Origin of the sequence: Klebsiella sp. K5-204 (genome assembly GCF_030128585.1) — a bacterium.
Classification (GTDB): Bacteria; Pseudomonadota; Gammaproteobacteria; order Enterobacterales; family Enterobacteriaceae; genus Klebsiella; species Klebsiella quasipneumoniae.
Genome location: NZ_JAKUZS010000006.1, coordinates 32853 through 51868 on the forward strand (window position 1 = coordinate 32853; position 19016 = coordinate 51868).

Genomic DNA, 19016 nt, shown 5'->3' on the forward strand with positions numbered 1-19016 from the left:
CCGCCTCATTTCTCAACAAAGCCAGGCCTTGCGCCTGGCTTTGTTGTTTCTGCGGCGCCGTGGCGACGGGTATCGCTTTTCTCCGCCGCGCTCCTCAGTTAGCATCGACCAGAGCTAATGATTGAGACCACACCCTTGAAGCGACTCTCTCTTTTTCCCCGTTCGCTGCGTCAGCTGGTGACGCTCTCCTTTGTGCTGATCCTGCTGCCGTTGCTGGTGCTGGCCTGGCAGGCCTGGCAGAGCCTCAATGCCCTCAGCGCCCAGGCGGCGCATATCAACCGCACTACGCTGGTCGATGCCCGCCGCAGCGAGGCGATGATCAATGCCGCGCTGGAGATGGAGCGCAGCTATCGCCAGTACTGCGTGCTGGACGATCCGACGCTGGCGCGCGTCTATCAAAACCAGCGGCAGCGCTACAGCCAGATGCTGGACGCGCACGCCGGCGTGCTGCCGGACGAGAAGCTCTGGCAGGCGCTGCGCCAGGATGTCAGCGATCTGGCGCAGCTGCAGTGTAACAACAGCGGCCCCGACGCCCAGGCAGCCGCCAGACTGGAAGTGTTCGCCAGTAATAACAGCGACATGGTCCAGGCGACCCGGGCGGTGGTCTATTCCCGCGGCCAGCAGCTGCAGCAGGAGATTGCCGAGCGCGGCCAGTTTTTCGGCTGGCAGGCGCTGGTGCTGTTTCTGCTGAGCCTGGCGCTGGTGCTGCTTTTTACCCGCATGATCATCGGCCCGGTGAAAGGCATCGAAAGAATGATCAACCAGCTGGGGGCTGGGAAATCGCTGGACGACGCGGCATTGTTTACCGGCCCGCGCGAGCTGCGCTCGGTGGGCAAGCGCATTATCTGGCTCAGCGAGCGCCTGGCATGGCTGGAGTCGCAGCGGCATCAGTTTCTTCGCCATCTGTCGCATGAGCTGAAAACCCCGCTGGCCAGTATGCGTGAAGGCACCGAGCTGTTGGCCGACCGTGTCGCCGGGCCGCTGACGCCGGAGCAGCAGGAGATCGTCGAGATCCTCGACAGCAGCAGCCGCAACCTGCAAAAGCTGATTGAACAGCTGCTGGACTACAACCGCAAACAGGCCGACGGCCCGGTAGCCCGGGAAGAAGTGGACCTGGTGGAGCTGGTGGAAAACGTCGTGGCGGCGCACAGTTTGCCCGCGCGGGCTAAACTGATGCATACCGAGCTGGCGCTGCGGGCGCGGCATTGTCTGGCAGAGCCTGCGCTATTGATAAGCGTAATGGATAATCTCTACTCCAATGCGGTGCACTATGGCGCTGAATCCGGTAACATTCGTATCCATAGCTACCGGCACGGAGAGCAGGTGCGTATTGATGTCGCCAACAGCGGCGAACCGATCCCGGCCGCGGAAAAGAATATGATTTTTGAGCCTTTTTACCAGGGGAGTCACCAGCGTAAAGGGGCCGTGAAAGGCAGTGGACTGGGGTTAAGCATCGCCCGCGACTGCGTCCGTCAGATGCAAGGGGAGCTCAGTCTGGTTGACGCCCCCGCCGGGCAGGTCTGTTTTCGCATTACGCTTCCCTCAGCGCCGGAATAATCCAACTAATGAATCGATATCGGGGAACTATGTCCCAATTCCTGGCCTGGCGCCGTTCCCTTAGCGGATGGCTGCTCTCAGGCATTGCTTGTCTGACGCTGGCGGGGTGTTCCGCCGGCTTCTCGCCGCATAGTGCGGAAGGTGCCGCCGCCCCCGGGCAGGCGCAGCATCAGGTGGCCGATTTTGTCGCGGTGGACTGCGCCGATATCTGGGCGCACAGCAGCGATGCCAGCGACAAAAACCCCCTCTACTGGCTGCGGGGCATTGACTGCGCCGATCGTCTCGCGCCGGCGCAGGCGCGAGCGGAGGCGAAACGCCATACCGACGACAGCTGGCAGGACGCGTTCCGCCGCGGCATTCTGCTTGCCGATGCCAAAATTACCCCTGACGAGCGCCGCGAGCTGGTGGCGCGTCTCGACACCTTCAGCCCGCAAATCGCCGTTCAGGTCCGCCCGCTGTATCAGCTCTGGCGCGACGGGCAGGCCCGTCAGCTGCAGCTGGTGGAGGAGCGAGCCCGCTACGCGAAGCTTCAGCAGTCCAGCGATAGCGAGCTGGAGACGTTGCGCCAGCAGGAGCAGTCGCTGCGCGAACAGCTGGAGCTGACCACCCGTAAGCTGGAGAATCTGACGGATATTGAACGCCAGCTCTCCAGCCGCAAGCCGGGCGGCAATTTCGGCAGCGAAAAAGTGCCGGAGGTGATCCATGACGATCCGTAAACCGGCGCGTTTGCTGCTGGTGGATGACGATCCGGGGCTGCTGAAGCTGTTGGGCATGCGCCTGGTCAGCGAAGGCTATAGCGTGGTCACCGCCGAGAGCGGCCCGGAAGCGCTGCGCGTGCTGGGGCGTGAGAAGATGGATCTGGTGATTAGCGATCTGCGGATGGATGAAATGGACGGTCTGCAGCTGTTCAGTGAGATCCAGAAGGGGCAGCCCGGCATGCCGGTGATCATTCTCACCGCCCATGGCTCGATCCCCGACGCGGTGGCGGCCACCCAGCAGGGCGTCTTCAGCTTCCTGACTAAGCCGGTTGATAAAGACGCCTTGTATCAAGCCATTGATGAGGCGCTGGAGCAGCGCTCGCCAGCCACCGACGAAGCCTGGCGTCAGGCCATTGTCACCCGCAGCCCGCTGATGCTGCGCCTGCTCGAACAGGCCGGGATGGTGGCGCAATCCGACGTTAGCGTGCTGATTAACGGCCAGAGCGGGACCGGGAAGGAGATAGTCGCCCAGGCGATCCACAACGCCAGCCCGCGTCATGACAAGCCGTTCGTGGCGATTAACTGCGGCGCGTTGCCGGAACAGCTGCTCGAGTCCGAACTGTTCGGCCATGCGCGGGGCGCCTTTACCGGCGCGGTCAGCAACCGCGAAGGGTTATTCCAGGCCGCCGAAGGCGGTACGCTGTTTCTCGATGAGATTGGCGATATGCCGGTCGCCCTGCAGGTGAAGCTGCTGCGCGTCCTGCAGGAGCGTAAGGTACGCCCGCTCGGCAGCAACCGCGATATCGAGATCAACGTGCGGATCATCTCCGCCACCCACCGCGACCTGCCGAAGGCGATGGCTCGCGGCGAGTTTCGTGAAGATCTGTTCTATCGCCTCAATGTGGTTAACCTGAAGATCCCGCCGCTCTCCGAACGCACGGAAGATATTCCGCTGTTGGCCAACCATCTGCTGCGTCAGTCCGCCGATCGCCATAAGCCGTTCGTTCGGGCGTTTTCCAGCGATGCGATGAAGCGGCTGATGGCCGCCAACTGGCCGGGCAATGTGCGCCAGCTGGTGAACGTGATTGAGCAGTGCGTGGCCCTGACCTCGTCGCCGGTGATCGGCGATGCGCTGGTGGAGCAGGCGCTGGAGGGCGAGAACACCGCCCTGCCGACCTTCGTGGAGGCGCGCAATCAGTTTGAGCTGAACTACCTGCGCAAGCTGCTGCAGATTACCAGGGGCAACGTCACCCACGCCGCGCGGATGGCTGGACGCAACCGCACTGAATTCTATAAGCTGCTGTCGCGCCATGAGCTCGACGCCAACGACTTTAAAGAGTAGCTCCGCAACATAGCGCAAGTTATGATACGGTAAGCAACCGGTTACGCGACTAAGACAGGAACACCATGAAAAAGATTGATGCGATTATTAAACCTTTCAAACTGGATGACGTGCGTGAAGCGCTGGCCGAAGTCGGCATCACCGGGATGACGGTAACGGAAGTGAAAGGCTTTGGCCGCCAGAAAGGGCACACCGAACTCTACCGCGGCGCGGAGTATATGGTGGATTTTCTGCCGAAAGTGAAAATTGAAATCGTGGTGACCGACGATATCGTCGATACCTGTGTGGATACCATCATCCGTACCGCGCAGACCGGCAAAATCGGTGACGGTAAAATCTTTGTCTTTGATGTCGCGCGCGTGATTCGTATCCGTACCGGCGAAGAAGACGACGCGGCGATTTAACGCTCGCCGCTCGCTGCAGTATTGCCGGGTGGCGCTGCGCTTACCCGGCCTACAAATCCCCGCGTCGTCGGGGCTTACAGCACCTTATGCGGCCCGAAGCATTCGTAATGAATGTTGCCGCTGCTCACGCCCAGATCTACCAGCTGCTTCGCGGCAAACTGCATAAACGCCACCGGGCCGCAGAGATAGAACTGCATTTGCGGGTCGCCGATCTTGCCGGCCAGGGCCGTTAAATCCATCAAACCTTCGCTATCAAACGCGCCGGATTCACGGTCCGCTTCGCTCGGGCTGCGGTACCAGACGTGAGATGTAAACTTCGGCAGGGTTTCACCCAGCGTTTTAACTTCGTCCGCGAAGGCGTGCACGTCGCCGTTCTCTGCCGCATGGAACCAGTTCACCTGACCCTGATGGCGGCTCTTCGCCAGCGCATCCAGCATCGCCAGCATCGGCGTTTGCCCGACGCCGCCGGAGAGCAGAGTGACCGGCGTCTGCGGCTCAACGTTAAGGAAGAAGTCCCCGGCCGGCGCCGCCAGATAGACCACATCGCCTTCGCTGGCATGGTTATGCAGCCAGCTGGAAACCTGGCCGCCTTCCTCGCGTTTAACCGCGATGCGGTAGCCCTTGCCGTCCGCTTTGCGGGTCAGGGAGTACTGGCGAATTTCCTGATATTCGAAATCTTCCGGCTTCAGCCAGATGGCCAGATACTGGCCAGGCTGGTAATCGGCGACCGGCTGGCCGTCGACCGGCTCGAGCTCAAAGCTGGTGATAAGCTGGCTGCGCGGGGTTTTCTTCACGATACGGAACGCGCGGGTCCCTTCCCAGCCGCCGGTTTTACTGGCGTTTTGCTGATAGATCTCGGCTTCGCGGCCGATAAAGACGTTCGCCAGCACGCCGTAAGCTTTCCCCCAGGCATCAAGGACTTCCTGACCCGGGCTGAACATTTCATCGAGGGTCGCCAGCAGATGGCTGCCCACGATGTTGTACTGCTCCGGTTTGATCTGGAAACTGGTGTGTTTCTGGGCGATTTTTTCCACCGCCGGCAGCAGGGCGGGCAGGTTATCGATATTGCTGGCGTAGGCGGCAATGGCGTTGAACAACGCTTCTCGCTGGTCGCCGTTGCGCTGGTTGCTCATATTGAAGATCTCTTTGAGCTCCGGGTTATGCGCAAACATACGATCGTAGAAATGGGTGGTTAATTTTGGTCCAGTCTCTACCAGCAGGGGGATGGTGGCTTTGACCGTAGCGATGGTTTGAGCGTCGAGCATAGCGTGCTTCCTTGTGTGTTACCTTAATGATGTATTTTAAATGCATCTTAAGGAAATAACCCTGCGTTGTAAATGGTTCTTTAACACTTTCCGCCGTTGCAGTTACAACATGAAGAATTTGCATCACAATCCTGAAAAGAAATCCGTTGATACTGAGAGAGGCGTTATTGCTCAAAGCCTTGTGTCATGCGGAGCCAAACGTTTGCGTAAAATCCTTTGTCAAGACCTGTTATCACAGAATGATTCGGTTATACTGTGGGCCGTTGTCCAATCGGACCGCCTTTTTAGGCCGAAATTTTATTGTTAGCTGAGTCAGGAGATGCGGATGTTAAAGCGTGAAATGAACATTGCCGATTATGATGCCGAACTGTGGCAGGCTATGGAGCAGGAAAAAGTACGTCAGGAAGAGCACATCGAACTGATCGCCTCCGAAAACTACACCAGTCCGCGCGTGATGCAGGCGCAGGGCTCTCAGCTGACCAACAAATATGCTGAAGGATATCCGGGCAAGCGTTACTACGGCGGCTGCGAATATGTCGACGTGGTTGAGCAGCTGGCTATCGACCGCGCGAAAGAGCTGTTCGGCGCTGACTATGCTAACGTCCAGCCGCACTCCGGCTCCCAGGCTAACTTTGCCGTCTACACCGCGCTGCTGCAGCCGGGCGATACCGTGCTGGGGATGAACCTGGCGCAGGGCGGCCACCTGACTCACGGCTCTCCGGTTAACTTCTCCGGCAAACTGTACAACATCATCCCTTACGGTATTGATGAGTCCGGCAAAATTGACTATGACGACATGGCGAAGCAGGCACAGGAACATAAACCGAAGATGATCATCGGTGGTTTCTCCGCTTACTCCGGTATCGTTGACTGGGCAAAAATGCGTGAAATCGCCGACAGCATCGGCGCATACCTGTTTGTCGATATGGCGCACGTGGCAGGCCTGATTGCCGCTGGCGTGTATCCGAACCCGGTTCCGCATGCTCACGTCGTGACCACCACCACCCACAAAACCCTGGCGGGTCCGCGCGGCGGCCTGATCCTGGCGAAAGGCGGTAGCGAAGAGCTGTACAAGAAACTGAACTCTGCGGTATTCCCAAGCGCGCAGGGCGGCCCGCTGATGCACGTTATCGCGGCGAAAGCGGTGGCGCTGAAAGAAGCGATGGAGCCAGAGTTTAAAGTTTACCAGCAGCAGGTTGCGAAAAACGCCAAAGCGATGGTGGAAGTGTTCCTGAACCGCGGCTACAAAGTGGTGTCTGGCGGTACTGAGAACCATCTGTTCCTGCTGGACCTGGTGGATAAAAATCTGACCGGTAAAGAAGCTGACGCTGCCCTGGGCCGCGCCAACATCACCGTCAACAAAAACAGCGTGCCGAACGATCCGAAGAGCCCGTTCGTAACCTCCGGTATCCGTATCGGTTCTCCGGCAGTGACTCGCCGCGGCTTTAAAGAAGCGGAAGTCAAAGAGCTGGCTGGCTGGATGTGTGATGTGCTGGACAATATCAATGACGACGCGGTCATTGAGCGCGTGAAAGGCAAAGTCCTGGATATCTGCGCCCGCTTCCCGGTTTATGCGTAAGCGTTAGCGTTGACATCAAAAAGGCCGCGTTTGCGGCCTTTTTTGCGTCTGGAGATTAGCGGCGGTCGAGCGAAATCGCTCCGGGGCCGGTTACCGCCAGCAGCAGGAAAGCGCCGGCGATGCTGACGTTTTTCCAGAAGTTAATCATGTTCGGCAATACCGCATCGCCAGTCATATCCCAGTAGTGATGGCCAATCACCGCGGTGCCCAGGGTGTAGAAGATAAAGATGACCGCCAGCGGGCGGGTGAAAAAGCCCAGCACAATTAAAATGGCGGCAGGCACCTCCATAATGACGGCGATAATCGCCGCCAGGGTCGGCATCGGCGCGCCGGAGGCGGCCATGTACTGCACCGTACCGTCAAAGCCCAGCAGTTTGGGGTAGCCAAAAAGAATAAACAGAACTACCACGGCGATGCGGGCGATAAGCAGTAGCGGAGAGCGGGATGCGCCAAAATCAAAATAGCGGAGTGTGTTCATAATCAGCTCGTTATGAGAGAAGTGTCCTTTAAACGTAATACACGTTTTTGCTTCCCGCCACGTTAGTTCTGGCAACATCCCCGGTCCGCTGAACAGCGAAATTACCGCGTTTTTAACGGGACGCTTTCATCGCATAGCGTTTCGGCGTTCACCGCTTGACCACTCTGGATGAGCTTGCGCAGCGTGCGGATCTCGCGACCGTGATTGAGGGTGACCGCGCCGGTTAACACGCCGTCGGACAGCTGGAACCAGATCGCTTTGCGATCGGCGGGCGCTCCCCGACACCACCACTTTTCGCCCTGCATATCGCCAATAAACTGCAGGTTATCTTCGTACTGATCGGTCCAGAACCAGCCTGGCGCCCTGGCGGGGCGTGGTTTGCCAAGCATGGCCGCAGCGGCAATCTGCGCCTGGATATTGGCATTTTCCCAGCTCTCGACGCGCGACAGCGAACCATCTGATTGCCGCGTCAGCGTGACGTCGCCGGCGGCAAAAATAGCCGGGTCCGAGGTCCTGCCGTCGGCATCCACGACGATGCCATTGTCTGTCTCCAGCCCGGCGCGGCGCGCGAGAGCATCGTTAGCCACGATGCCAATGCCATATACGACCGTCCCGGCGCGCAGGGTTTCGCCACTCTGTAAAGTGAGGGTGAGGTGGGTTCCCTGTTCCGCCTGTTCGATGGCGCTGTTCAACAGCACCCGTACCCCGGCCTGGCGATGGCGGGCCAGCAGGTAATCGCGGACCGGCGGCGGGGCGTTGCGACCCATCACCGTCGACGCCTGCTCCACCACCGTGACGCGACAGCCGCGCTGAATAGCGCTGGCGGCCAACTCCAGGCCGATGGTGCCTGCGCCGACGATAACCACCTCACTCCCTGGCTGCAGCGCCGCGCGCAGACGCGCAGCATCGCCGGCGTGTCGCAGGGTCAGGCAACGTTCCCCCAGCGCGTCGAGCAGCGGCAGCGGTCTGGCGGCGGCTCCGGTCGCCAGCAGCAGTTGTCGCCAGTGAAAGACGCGATTGTCTGCCAGCGTCAGGCTCTGCGCCTGACGATCGATATCGCGCAGCGTCACACCGAGATGCAGCTGGACGTTGTTGTCCTGCCACCAGCTGGCGGGGAGCACCGGCTGTCGCTGCGGATCTGCATCCAGCAGCATCGCTTTCGACAGCGGCGGGCGCTCATAGGGTAAATGGGGTTCATCAGAAAACAGGTGCAGGGGACCCTGGTAACCCTGCTGGCGGAGGGCCGCGGCGGCCATCGCCCCGGCCTGTCCACCGCCGATAATGGCAATCATCGGTTCGCTCATCATCACTCCTTACAGGTTTAGTCCGGCGGCGACATGGCGGATCCCGCGGATCCCCAGGCCGCCATCGGCATTGATCATCACCCCGCTCAGCGTCCGATTATTACGTCGGGAAGCCAGCATGACGTACGGGCCGGTGAAATCGACCGGTTCGGGGAAAAACTGCAGTGGCAGGATGGCGGCGATCTTCTCCGCCGTCAGGGAGTGCATTATCGTGGTGTCGCTTTGCCCCAGCGCCTGCGGGCCGCGCAGATCGGTCGCCATCCCGCAGGGACCAACGCCGTTGACCCGCACCTTCGGCGCCAGCTCGTAGGCCAGCTGGCGAATTAAGCCGGTCGCCGCATGTTTACTGGCGGTGTAGAGCGGGCCGCCGCCGCCCGGATACCAGGCCGCGTTGGAGAGGGTCAGAATAATGCTGCCTTCGCTGGCGATTAATGCCGGGGCGCAGGCCTTGGCGCCGAGCAGATAGCCCAGCACGTTGACGTTGAACAGCTCATGGAAGCCATTCTCCAGCGCCTCCGCCGGGGTGTCTATCAGGGAGGCGTTATGATCCCAGATGCCGGCGTTGCCGATAAAACAGTCCAGACGGCCATAGGTGGTGAGGATCTGATCCACTGCGCGCTGATAATCACCGTAGCGGGTTACGCTGCCTTCCACCGCCAGCACCCGATCGCCAAAGCGCTGGCGCAGGCTGGCGACTTTCGCGCCGGACAGTTCGAGGGTCGCGACCTTCGCCCCCTCGTCAATAAAGCGCTCAACCAGCGCCAGACCCAGGCCGGAACCGCCGCCGGTAATCAACACCACGTTATCGCGTAAATCGCTCATCAGGCCTCCTCAGGAATATCAATAAACACCTCACCGCCTTCCACGTGCACCGTATAGGTGGTCAGCGGCTCGGTGGCGGGCAGACACAGCGCTTTGCCGGTTTTCAGGCAGAAACTGGCGGCGTGTAGTGGACATTCCACCGTCGCGTCGTCTTCCAGGTAGCCTTCGGACATCGACGCGTTGCCATGGCTGCAGCGATCGTTAACGGCATAAAACGCTCCGCCAATATGGAACAGGGCAATAACGGGAGAGGTCTCCAGGCGGAGGGCTTCCCCCTCCGGCAGCTCCACGGTGGAGCAGGCGAATATTCGATTCATCAGAAGAGTACGCTCAGGTTGTGGGACGCGATCACTGCCTGATCGAGCACGATCTCTCGAGCCGTCAGGCGCCACTCGCCGCCAGGCAGACGGCGGACGGTGTCCCTCCGCGTGCCGACGTAGCAGGTCTCGTCACGCTCCTTTTGCGCGCGATATAGCAGATAGTTAAGGCGCACGGCGAAGCGATCCGGTTGTCCGGTTTCGCTGATCTGCAGGTTGTTAATCAGATGGCGGGTGCGGGATGGCGGCTCCTCTGCCCATGCCATGCCGGTCTCCAGGCGAGCAATCCGGCGCTCAAGCTGGTCTTTGTTGTCATTAAAGATCCAGGTGGTCGGCGGCTGGACCCCTTTGCGACGGTCGCGGGTCTGGGCGTTGACGGTCGTGCGCATGGTGTAGCGGATCTCGTCGTCCAGCTGCGTCAGCCAGTCGCGAAACTGCCAGTCGTCCAGCAGACGCGCCTCCTCGTAGAGGAACTGGCTGATGCGGTAGTGCAGTTCAGCAGAGACTAAGGCGCTCATTTCATCACCTCCTGCTGGTAAGCGGCGGTTTTTTCCTGCACTTCCTGCCACGTTTCGCTGCTTAACAGATCGGCCCAGCGCTGGTACATACCGCGGGCGGCAGTTTCGGAAAAGATATAGTTGGTTATCCCCGGAATGCCATCTGTGCGGCGTTTTTCCTCGCCTAATCCCATCTCCAGACACAGGCTGGTGTGACGCGCCCGGTGTCCTTTCAGCAGTTTTTGAATTTCACACCAGTTTTCCGAGTCATCCTGCTCGAGGAAACCAGCCGGACCAAAGGCGCGCGTGGCGCTGTTTTCGAACGCCGCTTTGACCTCATCGGAGGCGGCTTTATCGGTGAGACAGAATGCCCAGACCTCAACCCGATCCGGTCCTCGCGGGTGCCAGACGCGCAGCGTGGCGGTACCGTTTAGCCACGAGAGGGTCGGGAAGATGTTATTGTGACCTGCGAGGCGCAGGGCGCGGACGGTGCCCAGCCGCTGCTCGGCTTCGGCAAAGGTATCGCGGTAATAGCGGGAGACCTCGCCGTCGACCCAGACGTTAGCGTCCGGCTGTTCGGTGAAGAAAAAGCCGCTGCCGTGCCCCTCCTGACCAAACTGCAGCGCGTCTTTGGCAGTCTCCCACACCGGGCGGGCGGTCTGTCCTTCGCCCAGGCGCTTTTCACTGCCATCATCTTTCGCGCCCAGCACCTGCACCGCCGAGGCGTGGCTGAACAGCGCGTGATACTGGTCGCTGGCGAACTGCTCGGCAGGGAATTTCCAGTTGCAGTCGATGGTCCACTTCTGTACGCCGCCAACGATCTCGGTCCCGCCTTCACGACGGTCGAGGACGCCGTCAAGATACCAGGCCATATCGCCCAGATAGTCACGCAGCGTGGGGGCTGTAGGATCCCAGTTGGCGAAAATAAGGCCTTTGTAACTTTCCACACACGGGACTTCATTGAGCCCCCAGTGGGACTTGCACAGCCCCTGCGGGTAGGCGCGCGGCTCGAGCGGGACGTCGATCAGCTCGCCGTCGATGCCATAAGACCAGCCGTGATAGGGGCAGGTGAAGGCTCGGGTATTGCCGCAGTCGGCGTAGCTCACGCGCATCGCGCGGTGACGACATTGATTTAAAAAGGCTTTAATGCTGCCGTCCTTTTGGCGGACCACCACCACGGCATCTTCACCCATGTACGTGTTAAAGAAATCCCCTGCCCGCGGGATCTGGCTTTCATGGGCCAGAAACAGCCAGCAGCGGCCAAAGATCCGCTCCAGCTCAAGCTGATAGATCTCAGGGTCGGTATAGATCCGTGGGGTGACGCGACCGTTTTGCGGGTCGACCAGTTGGTAGACATCGGTTTTCATTTTGATGGTCATTTTTTTCATCCTGTGGGGTAAGAGGTATTGACCTTCTCTTTTTTGTGTCATTCTTATGTTGCTTGTGGGTTATCAATGTGTGAAATAGTTAATTTCTACCAGCTGAGATGTTTTATCGATAACAAGGAGGGGTTGATGGAATTGAGGCACCTGCGCTATTTCGTCGCGGTGGCGCAGGAACTAAACTTCACCCGCGCGGCAGAAAAACTGCATACCTCGCAGCCTTCGCTGAGCAGTCAAATTCGCGATCTGGAACAGTGCGTCGGCGTGTCGTTGCTTGAGCGCGACAAACGCAAGGTGACGCTGACGGCGGCGGGGGAGTGTTTCCTGCAGGATGCGAAGGCGATACTCGACCAGGCAGAGAGTGCCAAAATGCGCGCGCGAAAAATCGTCCAGCACGATAACCACCTGGCGATTGGTTTTGTTCCGTCGGCCGAAGTCAATTTGTTGCCCGGCGTTCTGCCCTTGTTTCGCCGCAAACAACCGAATACCCGGGTTGAGCTGGTCAGTCTTATCACCACCGAGCAGGAAGATAAAATTCGCAGCGGTGAACTGGATATCGGACTGATGCGCCACCCGATCTACAGTCCGGAAATTGACTATCTTGAGTTGCTCCACGAACCGCTGGTGGTGGTGCTGCCGGTAGATCATCCGCTGGCGAAAGCAGAGAAGGTGAGCGCCAGCCAGCTGGACGGCGTTGATTTTGTCAGCACTGACCCGGCGTACTCTGGGGTGCTGGCGCCGATCGTCCAGGCGTGGTTCGAACAGCAAAAAAGCCAGCCGCGTATTGTCCAGGTGGCGACCAATATTCTGGTGACCATGAATCTGGTGGGGATGGGGCTCGGGGTGACTTTGATACCCGGTTATATGAATCATTTTAATACTGGCCGGGTGGTTTTTCGTCCTATCGCCGGCAATGCCCCGACCATTGCGCTGCTGATGGCATGGAAAAAAGGCACCATCAAGCCGGCGCTGGCCGATTTTATCGCCACGGCCAGAGAGCATGCGGCTGCGGGATAATCTCCTTTCTGTAGCGGACCGCTGACGGGCGGCGGCGCCTGAACGTCGGTCGTGAGCTGTGATGAACTTCACGATTTTAACGCAAACTTTCAGGGTTATGTCTGTCAGACTGTCTGGCCTGTCATCCTACGCCATGGCTACCTCCAACGCCTCGGGCACTGCGTTTCAGCCGCGATATCCGCCGGAATGCCATTTTTTCCGCCAGGAGCGTCGCCCGGAGAACGAGGCACCATGGTGAATAAACCGCCTTTTTCCGCTTTCTGCCTGACTTGCGTCCGCCGGGGTTTATCGCCAGACTGTCGCCACCATTCGGGAGGAAATCATGGTCTTGCACTCCACGCGCTGGCTGGCGCTCAGTTACTTCACCTACTTTTTTAGCTACGGTATTTTTCTGCCCTTCTGGAGCGTCTGGCTGGCCGGTAACGGACTGACTCCGGAAACCATCGGCATCTTGCTCGGCGCCGGTCTGGTAGCCCGTTTTCTCGGCAGCCTGCTGATCGCCCCGCGGGTGAGCGACCCCTCCCGGCTGATCGCCGCGCTGCGCGTGCTGGCGCTGTTAACCTTGCTCTTCGCGCTGGCCTTCTGGGCCGGCAGCCATGTCGCATGGCTGCTGGCGATCATTGTGGGCTTCAATCTGTTCTTTTCGCCGCTGGTGCCGCTGACGGATGCCCTGGCCAATACCTGGCAAAAGCAAATCACCATGGACTATGGCCGGGTGCGGCTATGGGGCTCCATCGCCTTTGTGATTGGTTCGGCGCTGACCGGCAAGCTGGTGAGCCTGTTTGATTACCGGGCGATCCTGCTGATGCTCAGCCTGGGCGTTGCCTCGATGCTGCTCGGCATGCTGCTGAAACCGTCGGTGATGCCCGAGGGGGCGTCGCGCCAGCAGCAGGGGGCCGGGCTGGCGGCCTGGCTGACGCTGGTGCGCCAGAGCTGGCGCTTTCTCGCCTGCGTTTGCCTGCTGCAGGGGGCGCACGCCGCCTACTACGGCTTTAGCGCCATTTACTGGCAGCAGGCAGGCTATTCGGCCTCGGCGGTGGGCTATTTGTGGTCGCTAGGCGTGGTGGCGGAAGTGGTGATCTTCGCGCTGAGTAAAAAGGTGTTCCGCCGCTTCAGCGCGCGGGATCTGCTGCTGCTCTCTGCCCTGTGCGGGCTGGTCCGCTGGACGCTGATGGGCTGGACCACGGCGCTGCCGGGGCTTATCCTCGCGCAGATCCTTCACTGCGGCACCTTTACGGTGTGTCATCTGGCGGCGATGCGCTATATCGCCGCCCGCCAGGGCAGCGAAGTGATCCGCCTGCAGGCCGTCTACTCCGCGGTGGCGATGGGCGGCAGTATTGCCATCATGACCGTCTTCGCCGGCTTCCTCTACCAACACCTGCACCAGGGCGTGTTCTGGGTGATGGCGCTGCTGACCATCCCGGCGCTGGCTATCCGGCCAAAAACGGTGGCGGCCTAGTCTTCGAGCATCGCGCAGATATGCTGCTGCTGGCGTTCAGTGAAGCAGTTCTCCGCGTGGATCAGCGGCGGTGAAAACAGCGGCAGCGCCGTCGCATAGGGGGTGACGATAAGCGTCACCCCTTTGGGCGCCCCCTCTTTCTGAAAGCGCTCTACGCTCTGGTATTTGATGTTCAGCGGCAGCAGCGTCAGTTCGCGCAACTGCTGCTCCAGGGCCGCCTCCATATTCGGATTATCATCGGTCAGCAGCAGGACCTGCTTCTCATGCAGGTCGCTTTTCTGCATCAGCCAGGCGCCAAAGATCACCGCGATTAAGCCGGTCTCTTCCTCATTAAAACGGACGTGCCAGGCCTCCTCGAATTCGCTCAATGCCGCCTGGGTGGTGCGCAGTAAGCGAGGATAGAGCCGGCTCACTTCCTCTGTGAGCGTGTTATCGATGCCGATAGCAAACACGCTGCGGATCAACGCCTGCGACAAGTGAATATAAAGCTGATCGCTCAGCCCCTGCTCGTCACTGAACGACCTGCCGGCGAGCATCTGGAAGCGGTGGATCAGGCCGGAAATAGCCAGCCGCAGGCGTCGATCCTGCGGGTGACCATCGCGAAGCGGATCGGGGGTTTTGAGCATCATAAACAGCAGCGAGAGGAAAAAAGGCTCTCCGACATGCGGCGTCGCGCCGACCCGACGCTGCCAGTGGCGGACAATCTCCTGCGCCAGGGTGAACTCGGCGGCGGTCTGCGCCCAGCGTTGCTGTTCATCATTGAAGTCGGGTGAATATCCCCGGTGATGCTCAAGCAGACAGTACTGCAGGTACAGGCGCAGAAACTGAACGTCCCGGCAGTCGAACTGGCGATTGAGCGCTCGCGCGCAGCGGTTCACCAGCGCCTGCAGGTTAGTATCATCGTACAGAGTACGGGCGATGCCTTCCTGTTTAAGCTGCGTTTTCAGCGCCGGGGTAAAATGATGGTTAACGAACTGCGGGCACAGGCGCAGGCCCCGCCGCAGCGCATGCAGCAGGCATAAACGTTGGTCGAGCGCGGCGCCTTCAATCCGATAGCTGCCGTCCACCTGTGACCGAAGGGTCAGGCGGTGGTAACGCTGAATTTCGCGTCCGGTCTCCTCAATATCCTGCCGGGCCGTGGTCTCATCAACGAGGTTGATTCTGCCAAGCCGTTCAGTCGTTACCGACTGTCCGGGCAGATAAAACATCAGGAGCACCTGGCTACGGCGCTGTGGACTGGAAAGCGCAGATGGTGGTTCAATGACGGTCATCATCTGGTAAGTTCCAGTTAGGGTTTCCGCTAAGAATAGACAATGACAGCGGCGGGGGCAGGGAAGTGCGCCCGCTTTAGCTCAGGATTGCTGGCGAAGTTCACAGAATTTTTCACGTGAGGAACAGATGAACAGAGTGAAACAATGCACCAGCGCGGCGTTTTTCATGGTTTTATCATGGACAGCCGCCGCGCATCCGCATAGCTTCATCAGTTTGCAGAGCGAGCCGGTGGTCAAAGACGGCTTGCTGAGCGGGTTTAAAATGCGCTGGACGATGGATGAAATTACCTCATCGGATCTGCTCTACGACGCCGGAAACGCTAAACCGGGCAGCGAAGTATGGAAAAAACTGGCGGCGGAGGTGATGGCCAACGTGCTCGGCCAGCACTATTTCAGCGAGCTGTGGCACAACGGCCAGCGGGTGAAATTTGAAAATCGCCCCGACGGCTACGGTCTTGAGCGCGACGGCCTGCAGGCGGTACTGACCTTCACCCTGCCGCTGGCGACGCCGCAACCCGTTGCCGGACAGACATTTACCTTTTCCACTTTCGACCCGACCTACTATGTCGACATGTTTTATGACAAAGATAGCGATTTTTCCCTGCCCGCAGGGCTGCAGGCCGACTGTAAGGCAACGGTAATGACGCCAAAACCGAATGACAAAATGCTCTCATACGCCCAGTCGCTGGATAAAGCGGATGCGCCGCCGGAGGATATGGCGCTGGGCAGCTATTTTGCCCAGAAGGTGACCCTGACATGTCAGTAATTTTTACCCCGCGCAAGCGCGCGTCGCGCTGGAAAGCGCTGTGGCCGTTGGCGCTACTGCTGGCCGTGAGCGTCACGGGCGGCTTCTGGCTGTGGCAGGCCTGGCCGCAGGTGCTGATGCAGAGCGCGGTCTGGCAGCGCGCGCTCAATCTGGAGCTCAGCCGCCTGCTGCAGGCGGTGGCGGAGAACCCGGCGGCGGCGGGGCTGTCGCTGCTTGGGTTCAGCTTCGTTTACGGGGTGCTCCATGCCTTAGGGCCAGGCCACGGCAAAATTGTCATTACCACCTGGCTTGCCACCCATCCCTCGAAGTTGAAATCGAGTATTAACCTGACGCTGGCCGCCTCTTTATTGCAGGGGCTGGTGGCTATCGCGCTGGTGGTAGTGGTGCTGGCGCTGCTGCAGCTGCCGGCGCGCCAGCTGCATCTCAGTAGTTTCTGGCTCGAGAAGGGGAGCTATTTGCTGGTGGGCGCGTTAGGTCTGCTGCTCTGCTGGCGGGCGCTGAAAAAGCTGCGTCTGCTGCTGAGCCGGCCAACGTTTACCGCGTTTACCCCGCATCATGTTCATAACGAACACTGCGGCTGCGGGCATCAGCATCTCCCGGCCCCGGAGCAGCTGCAGGCCGGCGACGACTGGCGGGCTCGCACCGTGATTGTCCTGTCGATGGGCATGCGTCCCTGCTCGGGGGCGATCATGGTCCTGCTGTTCAGCAAGGTGATCGGGGTGTTCAACTGGGGGATGGCGGCGGCGCTGGCGATGGCGGCAGGGACCTCATTAACTATCACGGCGCTGGCGCTGCTGGTGCATAGTTTTCGCCAGCTGGCGGTGAAGCTGGGTCGGCATCAGGCGCCGCCGCTGTGGCGCCAGGTGGGCTGGCTGACGCTGGCGCTGGCCGGCGGCGTGGCGCTGCTGGTGGCAGCTGTCGTGATGTGGAGTAGCGCGATCGCGCCAGGCGGCGGTTTGCGGCCGTTTTAGAACATAAAAAAAGGAAGCCGCGGCTTCCTTTTTACATCTGCAAGAGATTAACGCTTCAGCGCGTCGCTCAGCTGCTCGCGCATATTCGCCAGCATCGCTTTCACCACACGCGGGTTACCGGCAACGATGTTGCCCGTCAGCATATAGTTATGACCGCCGGTGAAGTCGCAAACAATAGCGCCTGCTTCACGGGCGATCAGCTCGCCTGCGGCGAAATCCCATGGTTTCAGGGCAATTTCAAAGTAACCGTCAACGCGGCCGGCGGCAACGTAGGCCAGATCCAGCGCGGCGGAGCCGGTGCGGCGGAAATCGGCGCATTCGGTGAACATGTTGCCGAGAATATTCATGTAAGTGGTGGCGTGCTGCTTCGCCTTGAACGGGAAACCGGTCGCGATGATGGTGCCGTCGAGGTCGCGAGCGTTGCTGCCGCGCAGACGGTAGCCGTTCAGCTGCGCGCCCTGGCCGCGGGTCGCGGTGAACAGTTCGTTACGCATCGGATCGTAAACCACCGCGACTTCAGTACGGCCTTTGATGCGTACGGCGATGGAAACAGAGAAGTGCGGCAGACGTTTAACGAAGTTGGTGGTGCCATCCAGTGGATCGATAACCCATTGAACATCCTGCTCTTCACCAGCGTGTTCACCGCTTTCTTCGGTGATAATGGTGTGCTGCGGGTAAGATTTGCGAATGGTTTCGATAATAATCGCTTCGGCGGCTTTATCGACGTTGGTCACAAAATCATTGCTGCCTTTCTGGCTGGTTTCTACGGTGTCTGGCGTTTCGTAGTGTTTGGCAATTAAATTACCCGCCTTGCGCGCGGCGCGCACGGCGATGTTCAGCATCGGATGCATCGGTCTCTCTCACTGGATGTTAAAGAACGGGAAAAAACGGCGCATATAATAACAGCGAATTCTGCTTATGTCTCCGTTTTATGGTAGCATGCCCGAATAATCTTTAGCCGAAGAACCATAATGCTGCAAAATATTCGAATCGTACTGGTAGAAACCTCCCACACCGGCAATATGGGCTCCGTTGCCCGCGCGATGAAAACCATGGGCTTAACCAACCTGTGGCTGGTCAATCCGCTGGTGAAACCTGATTCCCAGGCCATTGCGCTGGCCGCGGGCGCCAGCGACGTCATTGGCAACGCGCAGATCGTCGATACCCTTGATGAAGCGCTGGCGGGCTGTAGCCTGGTGGTTGGCACCAGCGCGCGCTCCCGCACGCTGCCGTGGCCGATGCTCGATCCCCGCGAATGCGGCCTGAAAAGCATCGCCGAAGGCCAGCATGCGCCGGTGGCGTTGGTGTTTGGCCGCGAGCGCGTTGGCCTGACCAACGACGAACTGCAGAAGTGTCACTACCATGTGGCCATCGCCGCCAACCCGGAGTACAGCTCGCTGAACCTGGCGATGGCGGTGCAGGTTATCGCCTACGAAGTGCGGATGGCCTGGCTGGCGGCGCAGGAGCAAGCGCAGCCGGCGGTTGAGCACGAAGAAGCGCCGTACCCGCTGGTGGATGACCTGGAGCGTTTCTACGGTCATCTTGAGCAGACGCTGCTGGCGACGGGCTTTATCCGCCCGAATCATCCGGGGCAGGTGATGAACAAACTGCGTCGTCTGTTCACTCGTGCGCGCCCGGAAAGCCAGGAGCTGAACATCCTGCGCGGCATGCTGGCCTCGATTGACCAGCAGAATAAAGGCAAGTAACCGCGTTGATGCCGGATGGCGCTGCGCTTATCCGGCATACAAATCACGCGGCCCTTGCTATCTCCTGGTGGGAGAGGGCCGGGGTGAGGGCGCCCGGCAACGCGGAAGGAAAACGGCACGGAAAGCCAAATACCTGACTAAAACAGTCAAGTAAATAGTTGACCAAATTACTCGGGAATGT

19 protein-coding genes are annotated in these 19016 nt (G+C 59.7%); 10 read left to right on the plus strand and 9 right to left on the minus strand.

Going from position 1 to position 19016, the window contains the following annotated elements:
• Window positions 1–135: 135 nt before the first annotated feature.
• The 4 genes from MKR05_RS16240 (at window position 136) to glnB (ending at window position 4001) form a co-directional block, all read left to right on the plus strand.
• Window positions 136–1557 (plus strand): HAMP domain-containing sensor histidine kinase, encoded by a 1422-nt coding sequence (locus MKR05_RS16240; RefSeq protein ID WP_086075121.1) that lies wholly within the window; start codon window positions 136–138, stop codon window positions 1555–1557.
• Window positions 1558–1586: 29 nt separating this feature from the next.
• On the plus strand, window positions 1587–2273 hold the full coding sequence (gene qseG, locus MKR05_RS16245) for a two-component system QseEF-associated lipoprotein QseG (RefSeq protein ID WP_023290659.1): 687 nt from the start codon (window positions 1587–1589) through the stop codon (window positions 2271–2273).
• Window positions 2260–3597 (plus strand): two-component system response regulator GlrR, encoded by a 1338-nt coding sequence (glrR, locus tag MKR05_RS16250; protein ID WP_048298025.1) that lies wholly within the window; start codon window positions 2260–2262, stop codon window positions 3595–3597. The genes qseG and glrR overlap by 14 nt, the downstream gene beginning before the upstream one ends.
• Window positions 3598–3662: 65 nt before the next feature.
• Window positions 3663–4001: a nitrogen regulatory protein P-II gene (glnB, locus tag MKR05_RS16255; protein ID WP_002914032.1), complete on the plus strand. Its 339-nt coding sequence runs from the start codon at window positions 3663–3665 to the stop codon at window positions 3999–4001.
• Between the two features lie 74 nt (window positions 4002–4075).
• Here glnB and hmpA read toward each other — a convergent pair whose 3' ends face one another.
• A complete protein-coding gene (hmpA, locus tag MKR05_RS16260; RefSeq protein ID WP_238874838.1) occupies window positions 4076–5266 on the minus strand; it encodes an NO-inducible flavohemoprotein in 1191 nt (396 codons plus the stop codon).
• 325 nt (window positions 5267–5591) lie between these two features.
• Here hmpA and glyA point away from each other — a divergent pair, with 325 nt between their 5' ends.
• Window positions 5592–6845, plus strand: coding sequence for a serine hydroxymethyltransferase (glyA, locus tag MKR05_RS16265; protein ID WP_002914027.1), 1254 nt, complete (start codon window positions 5592–5594; stop codon window positions 6843–6845).
• Between the two features lie 55 nt (window positions 6846–6900).
• Here the strand turns inward: glyA and MKR05_RS16270 are convergent, their stop codons facing one another.
• From MKR05_RS16270 to hcaE, 6 genes are all read right to left on the minus strand, one after another.
• Window positions 6901–7323, minus strand: coding sequence for a DoxX family protein (locus tag MKR05_RS16270; RefSeq protein ID WP_101862571.1), 423 nt, complete (start codon window positions 7321–7323; stop codon window positions 6901–6903).
• A gap of 101 nt (window positions 7324–7424) precedes the next feature.
• The gene (gene hcaD / locus MKR05_RS16275; RefSeq protein ID WP_238874840.1) at window positions 7425–8627 is read right to left on the minus strand and encodes a phenylpropionate dioxygenase ferredoxin reductase subunit; all 1203 of its coding nucleotides are present in this window, start codon (window positions 8625–8627) and stop codon (window positions 7425–7427) included.
• A gap of 9 nt (window positions 8628–8636) precedes the next feature.
• On the minus strand, window positions 8637–9449 hold the full coding sequence (hcaB, locus tag MKR05_RS16280; RefSeq protein ID WP_048298021.1) for a 3-phenylpropionate-dihydrodiol/cinnamic acid-dihydrodiol dehydrogenase: 813 nt from the start codon (window positions 9447–9449) through the stop codon (window positions 8637–8639).
• Window positions 9449–9766, minus strand: a complete 318-nt coding sequence (gene hcaC, locus MKR05_RS16285) for a 3-phenylpropionate/cinnamic acid dioxygenase ferredoxin subunit (protein ID WP_044524356.1) — start codon at window positions 9764–9766, stop codon at window positions 9449–9451. The genes hcaB and hcaC overlap by 1 nt, the downstream gene beginning before the upstream one ends.
• Entirely contained in the window at window positions 9766–10284 is a 519-nt protein-coding gene (gene hcaF / locus MKR05_RS16290) for a 3-phenylpropionate/cinnamic acid dioxygenase subunit beta (protein WP_023290652.1), read from the minus strand. The genes hcaC and hcaF overlap by 1 nt, the downstream gene beginning before the upstream one ends.
• Window positions 10281–11642 (minus strand): 3-phenylpropionate/cinnamic acid dioxygenase subunit alpha, encoded by a 1362-nt coding sequence (hcaE, locus tag MKR05_RS16295; RefSeq protein WP_048336305.1) that lies wholly within the window; start codon window positions 11640–11642, stop codon window positions 10281–10283. Before hcaE ends, hcaF begins: the two co-directional genes overlap by 4 nt.
• Window positions 11643–11777: 135 nt before the next feature.
• Between hcaE and hcaR the strand changes: the two genes are divergently transcribed.
• Window positions 11778–12662 (plus strand): DNA-binding transcriptional regulator HcaR, encoded by an 885-nt coding sequence (gene hcaR, locus MKR05_RS16300; RefSeq protein ID WP_238874841.1) that lies wholly within the window; start codon window positions 11778–11780, stop codon window positions 12660–12662.
• Window positions 12663–12984: 322 nt separating this feature from the next.
• The gene (locus MKR05_RS16305) at window positions 12985–14121 is read left to right on the plus strand and encodes a 3-phenylpropionate MFS transporter (RefSeq protein WP_048336304.1); all 1137 of its coding nucleotides are present in this window, start codon (window positions 12985–12987) and stop codon (window positions 14119–14121) included.
• On the opposite strand, the gene csiE is transcribed toward MKR05_RS16305, so the two are convergent.
• A complete protein-coding gene (gene csiE, locus MKR05_RS16310; RefSeq protein ID WP_102004280.1) occupies window positions 14118–15395 on the minus strand; it encodes a stationary phase inducible protein CsiE in 1278 nt (425 codons plus the stop codon). The two genes, MKR05_RS16305 and csiE, sit on opposite strands and share 4 nt — an antisense overlap.
• 124 nt (window positions 15396–15519) lie before the next feature.
• Between csiE and MKR05_RS16315 the strand changes: the two genes are divergently transcribed.
• The gene (locus tag MKR05_RS16315; protein WP_023290647.1) at window positions 15520–16158 is read left to right on the plus strand and encodes a DUF1007 family protein; all 639 of its coding nucleotides are present in this window, start codon (window positions 15520–15522) and stop codon (window positions 16156–16158) included.
• Complete coding sequence (locus tag MKR05_RS16320) at window positions 16149–17129, plus strand: nickel/cobalt transporter (RefSeq protein ID WP_238874843.1); 981 nt, start codon at window positions 16149–16151, stop codon at window positions 17127–17129. The genes MKR05_RS16315 and MKR05_RS16320 overlap by 10 nt, the downstream gene beginning before the upstream one ends.
• 47 nt (window positions 17130–17176) lie before the next feature.
• Here the strand turns inward: MKR05_RS16320 and suhB are convergent, their stop codons facing one another.
• Complete coding sequence (gene suhB / locus MKR05_RS16325) at window positions 17177–17980, minus strand: inositol-1-monophosphatase (protein ID WP_002913995.1); 804 nt, start codon at window positions 17978–17980, stop codon at window positions 17177–17179.
• A 120-nt stretch (window positions 17981–18100) separates the two neighbouring features.
• On the opposite strand from suhB, the gene trmJ reads away from it, so the two are divergent.
• The gene (gene trmJ, locus MKR05_RS16330; protein ID WP_023290645.1) at window positions 18101–18835 is read left to right on the plus strand and encodes a tRNA (cytosine(32)/uridine(32)-2'-O)-methyltransferase TrmJ; all 735 of its coding nucleotides are present in this window, start codon (window positions 18101–18103) and stop codon (window positions 18833–18835) included.
• Window positions 18836–19016: the final 181 nt, after the last annotated feature.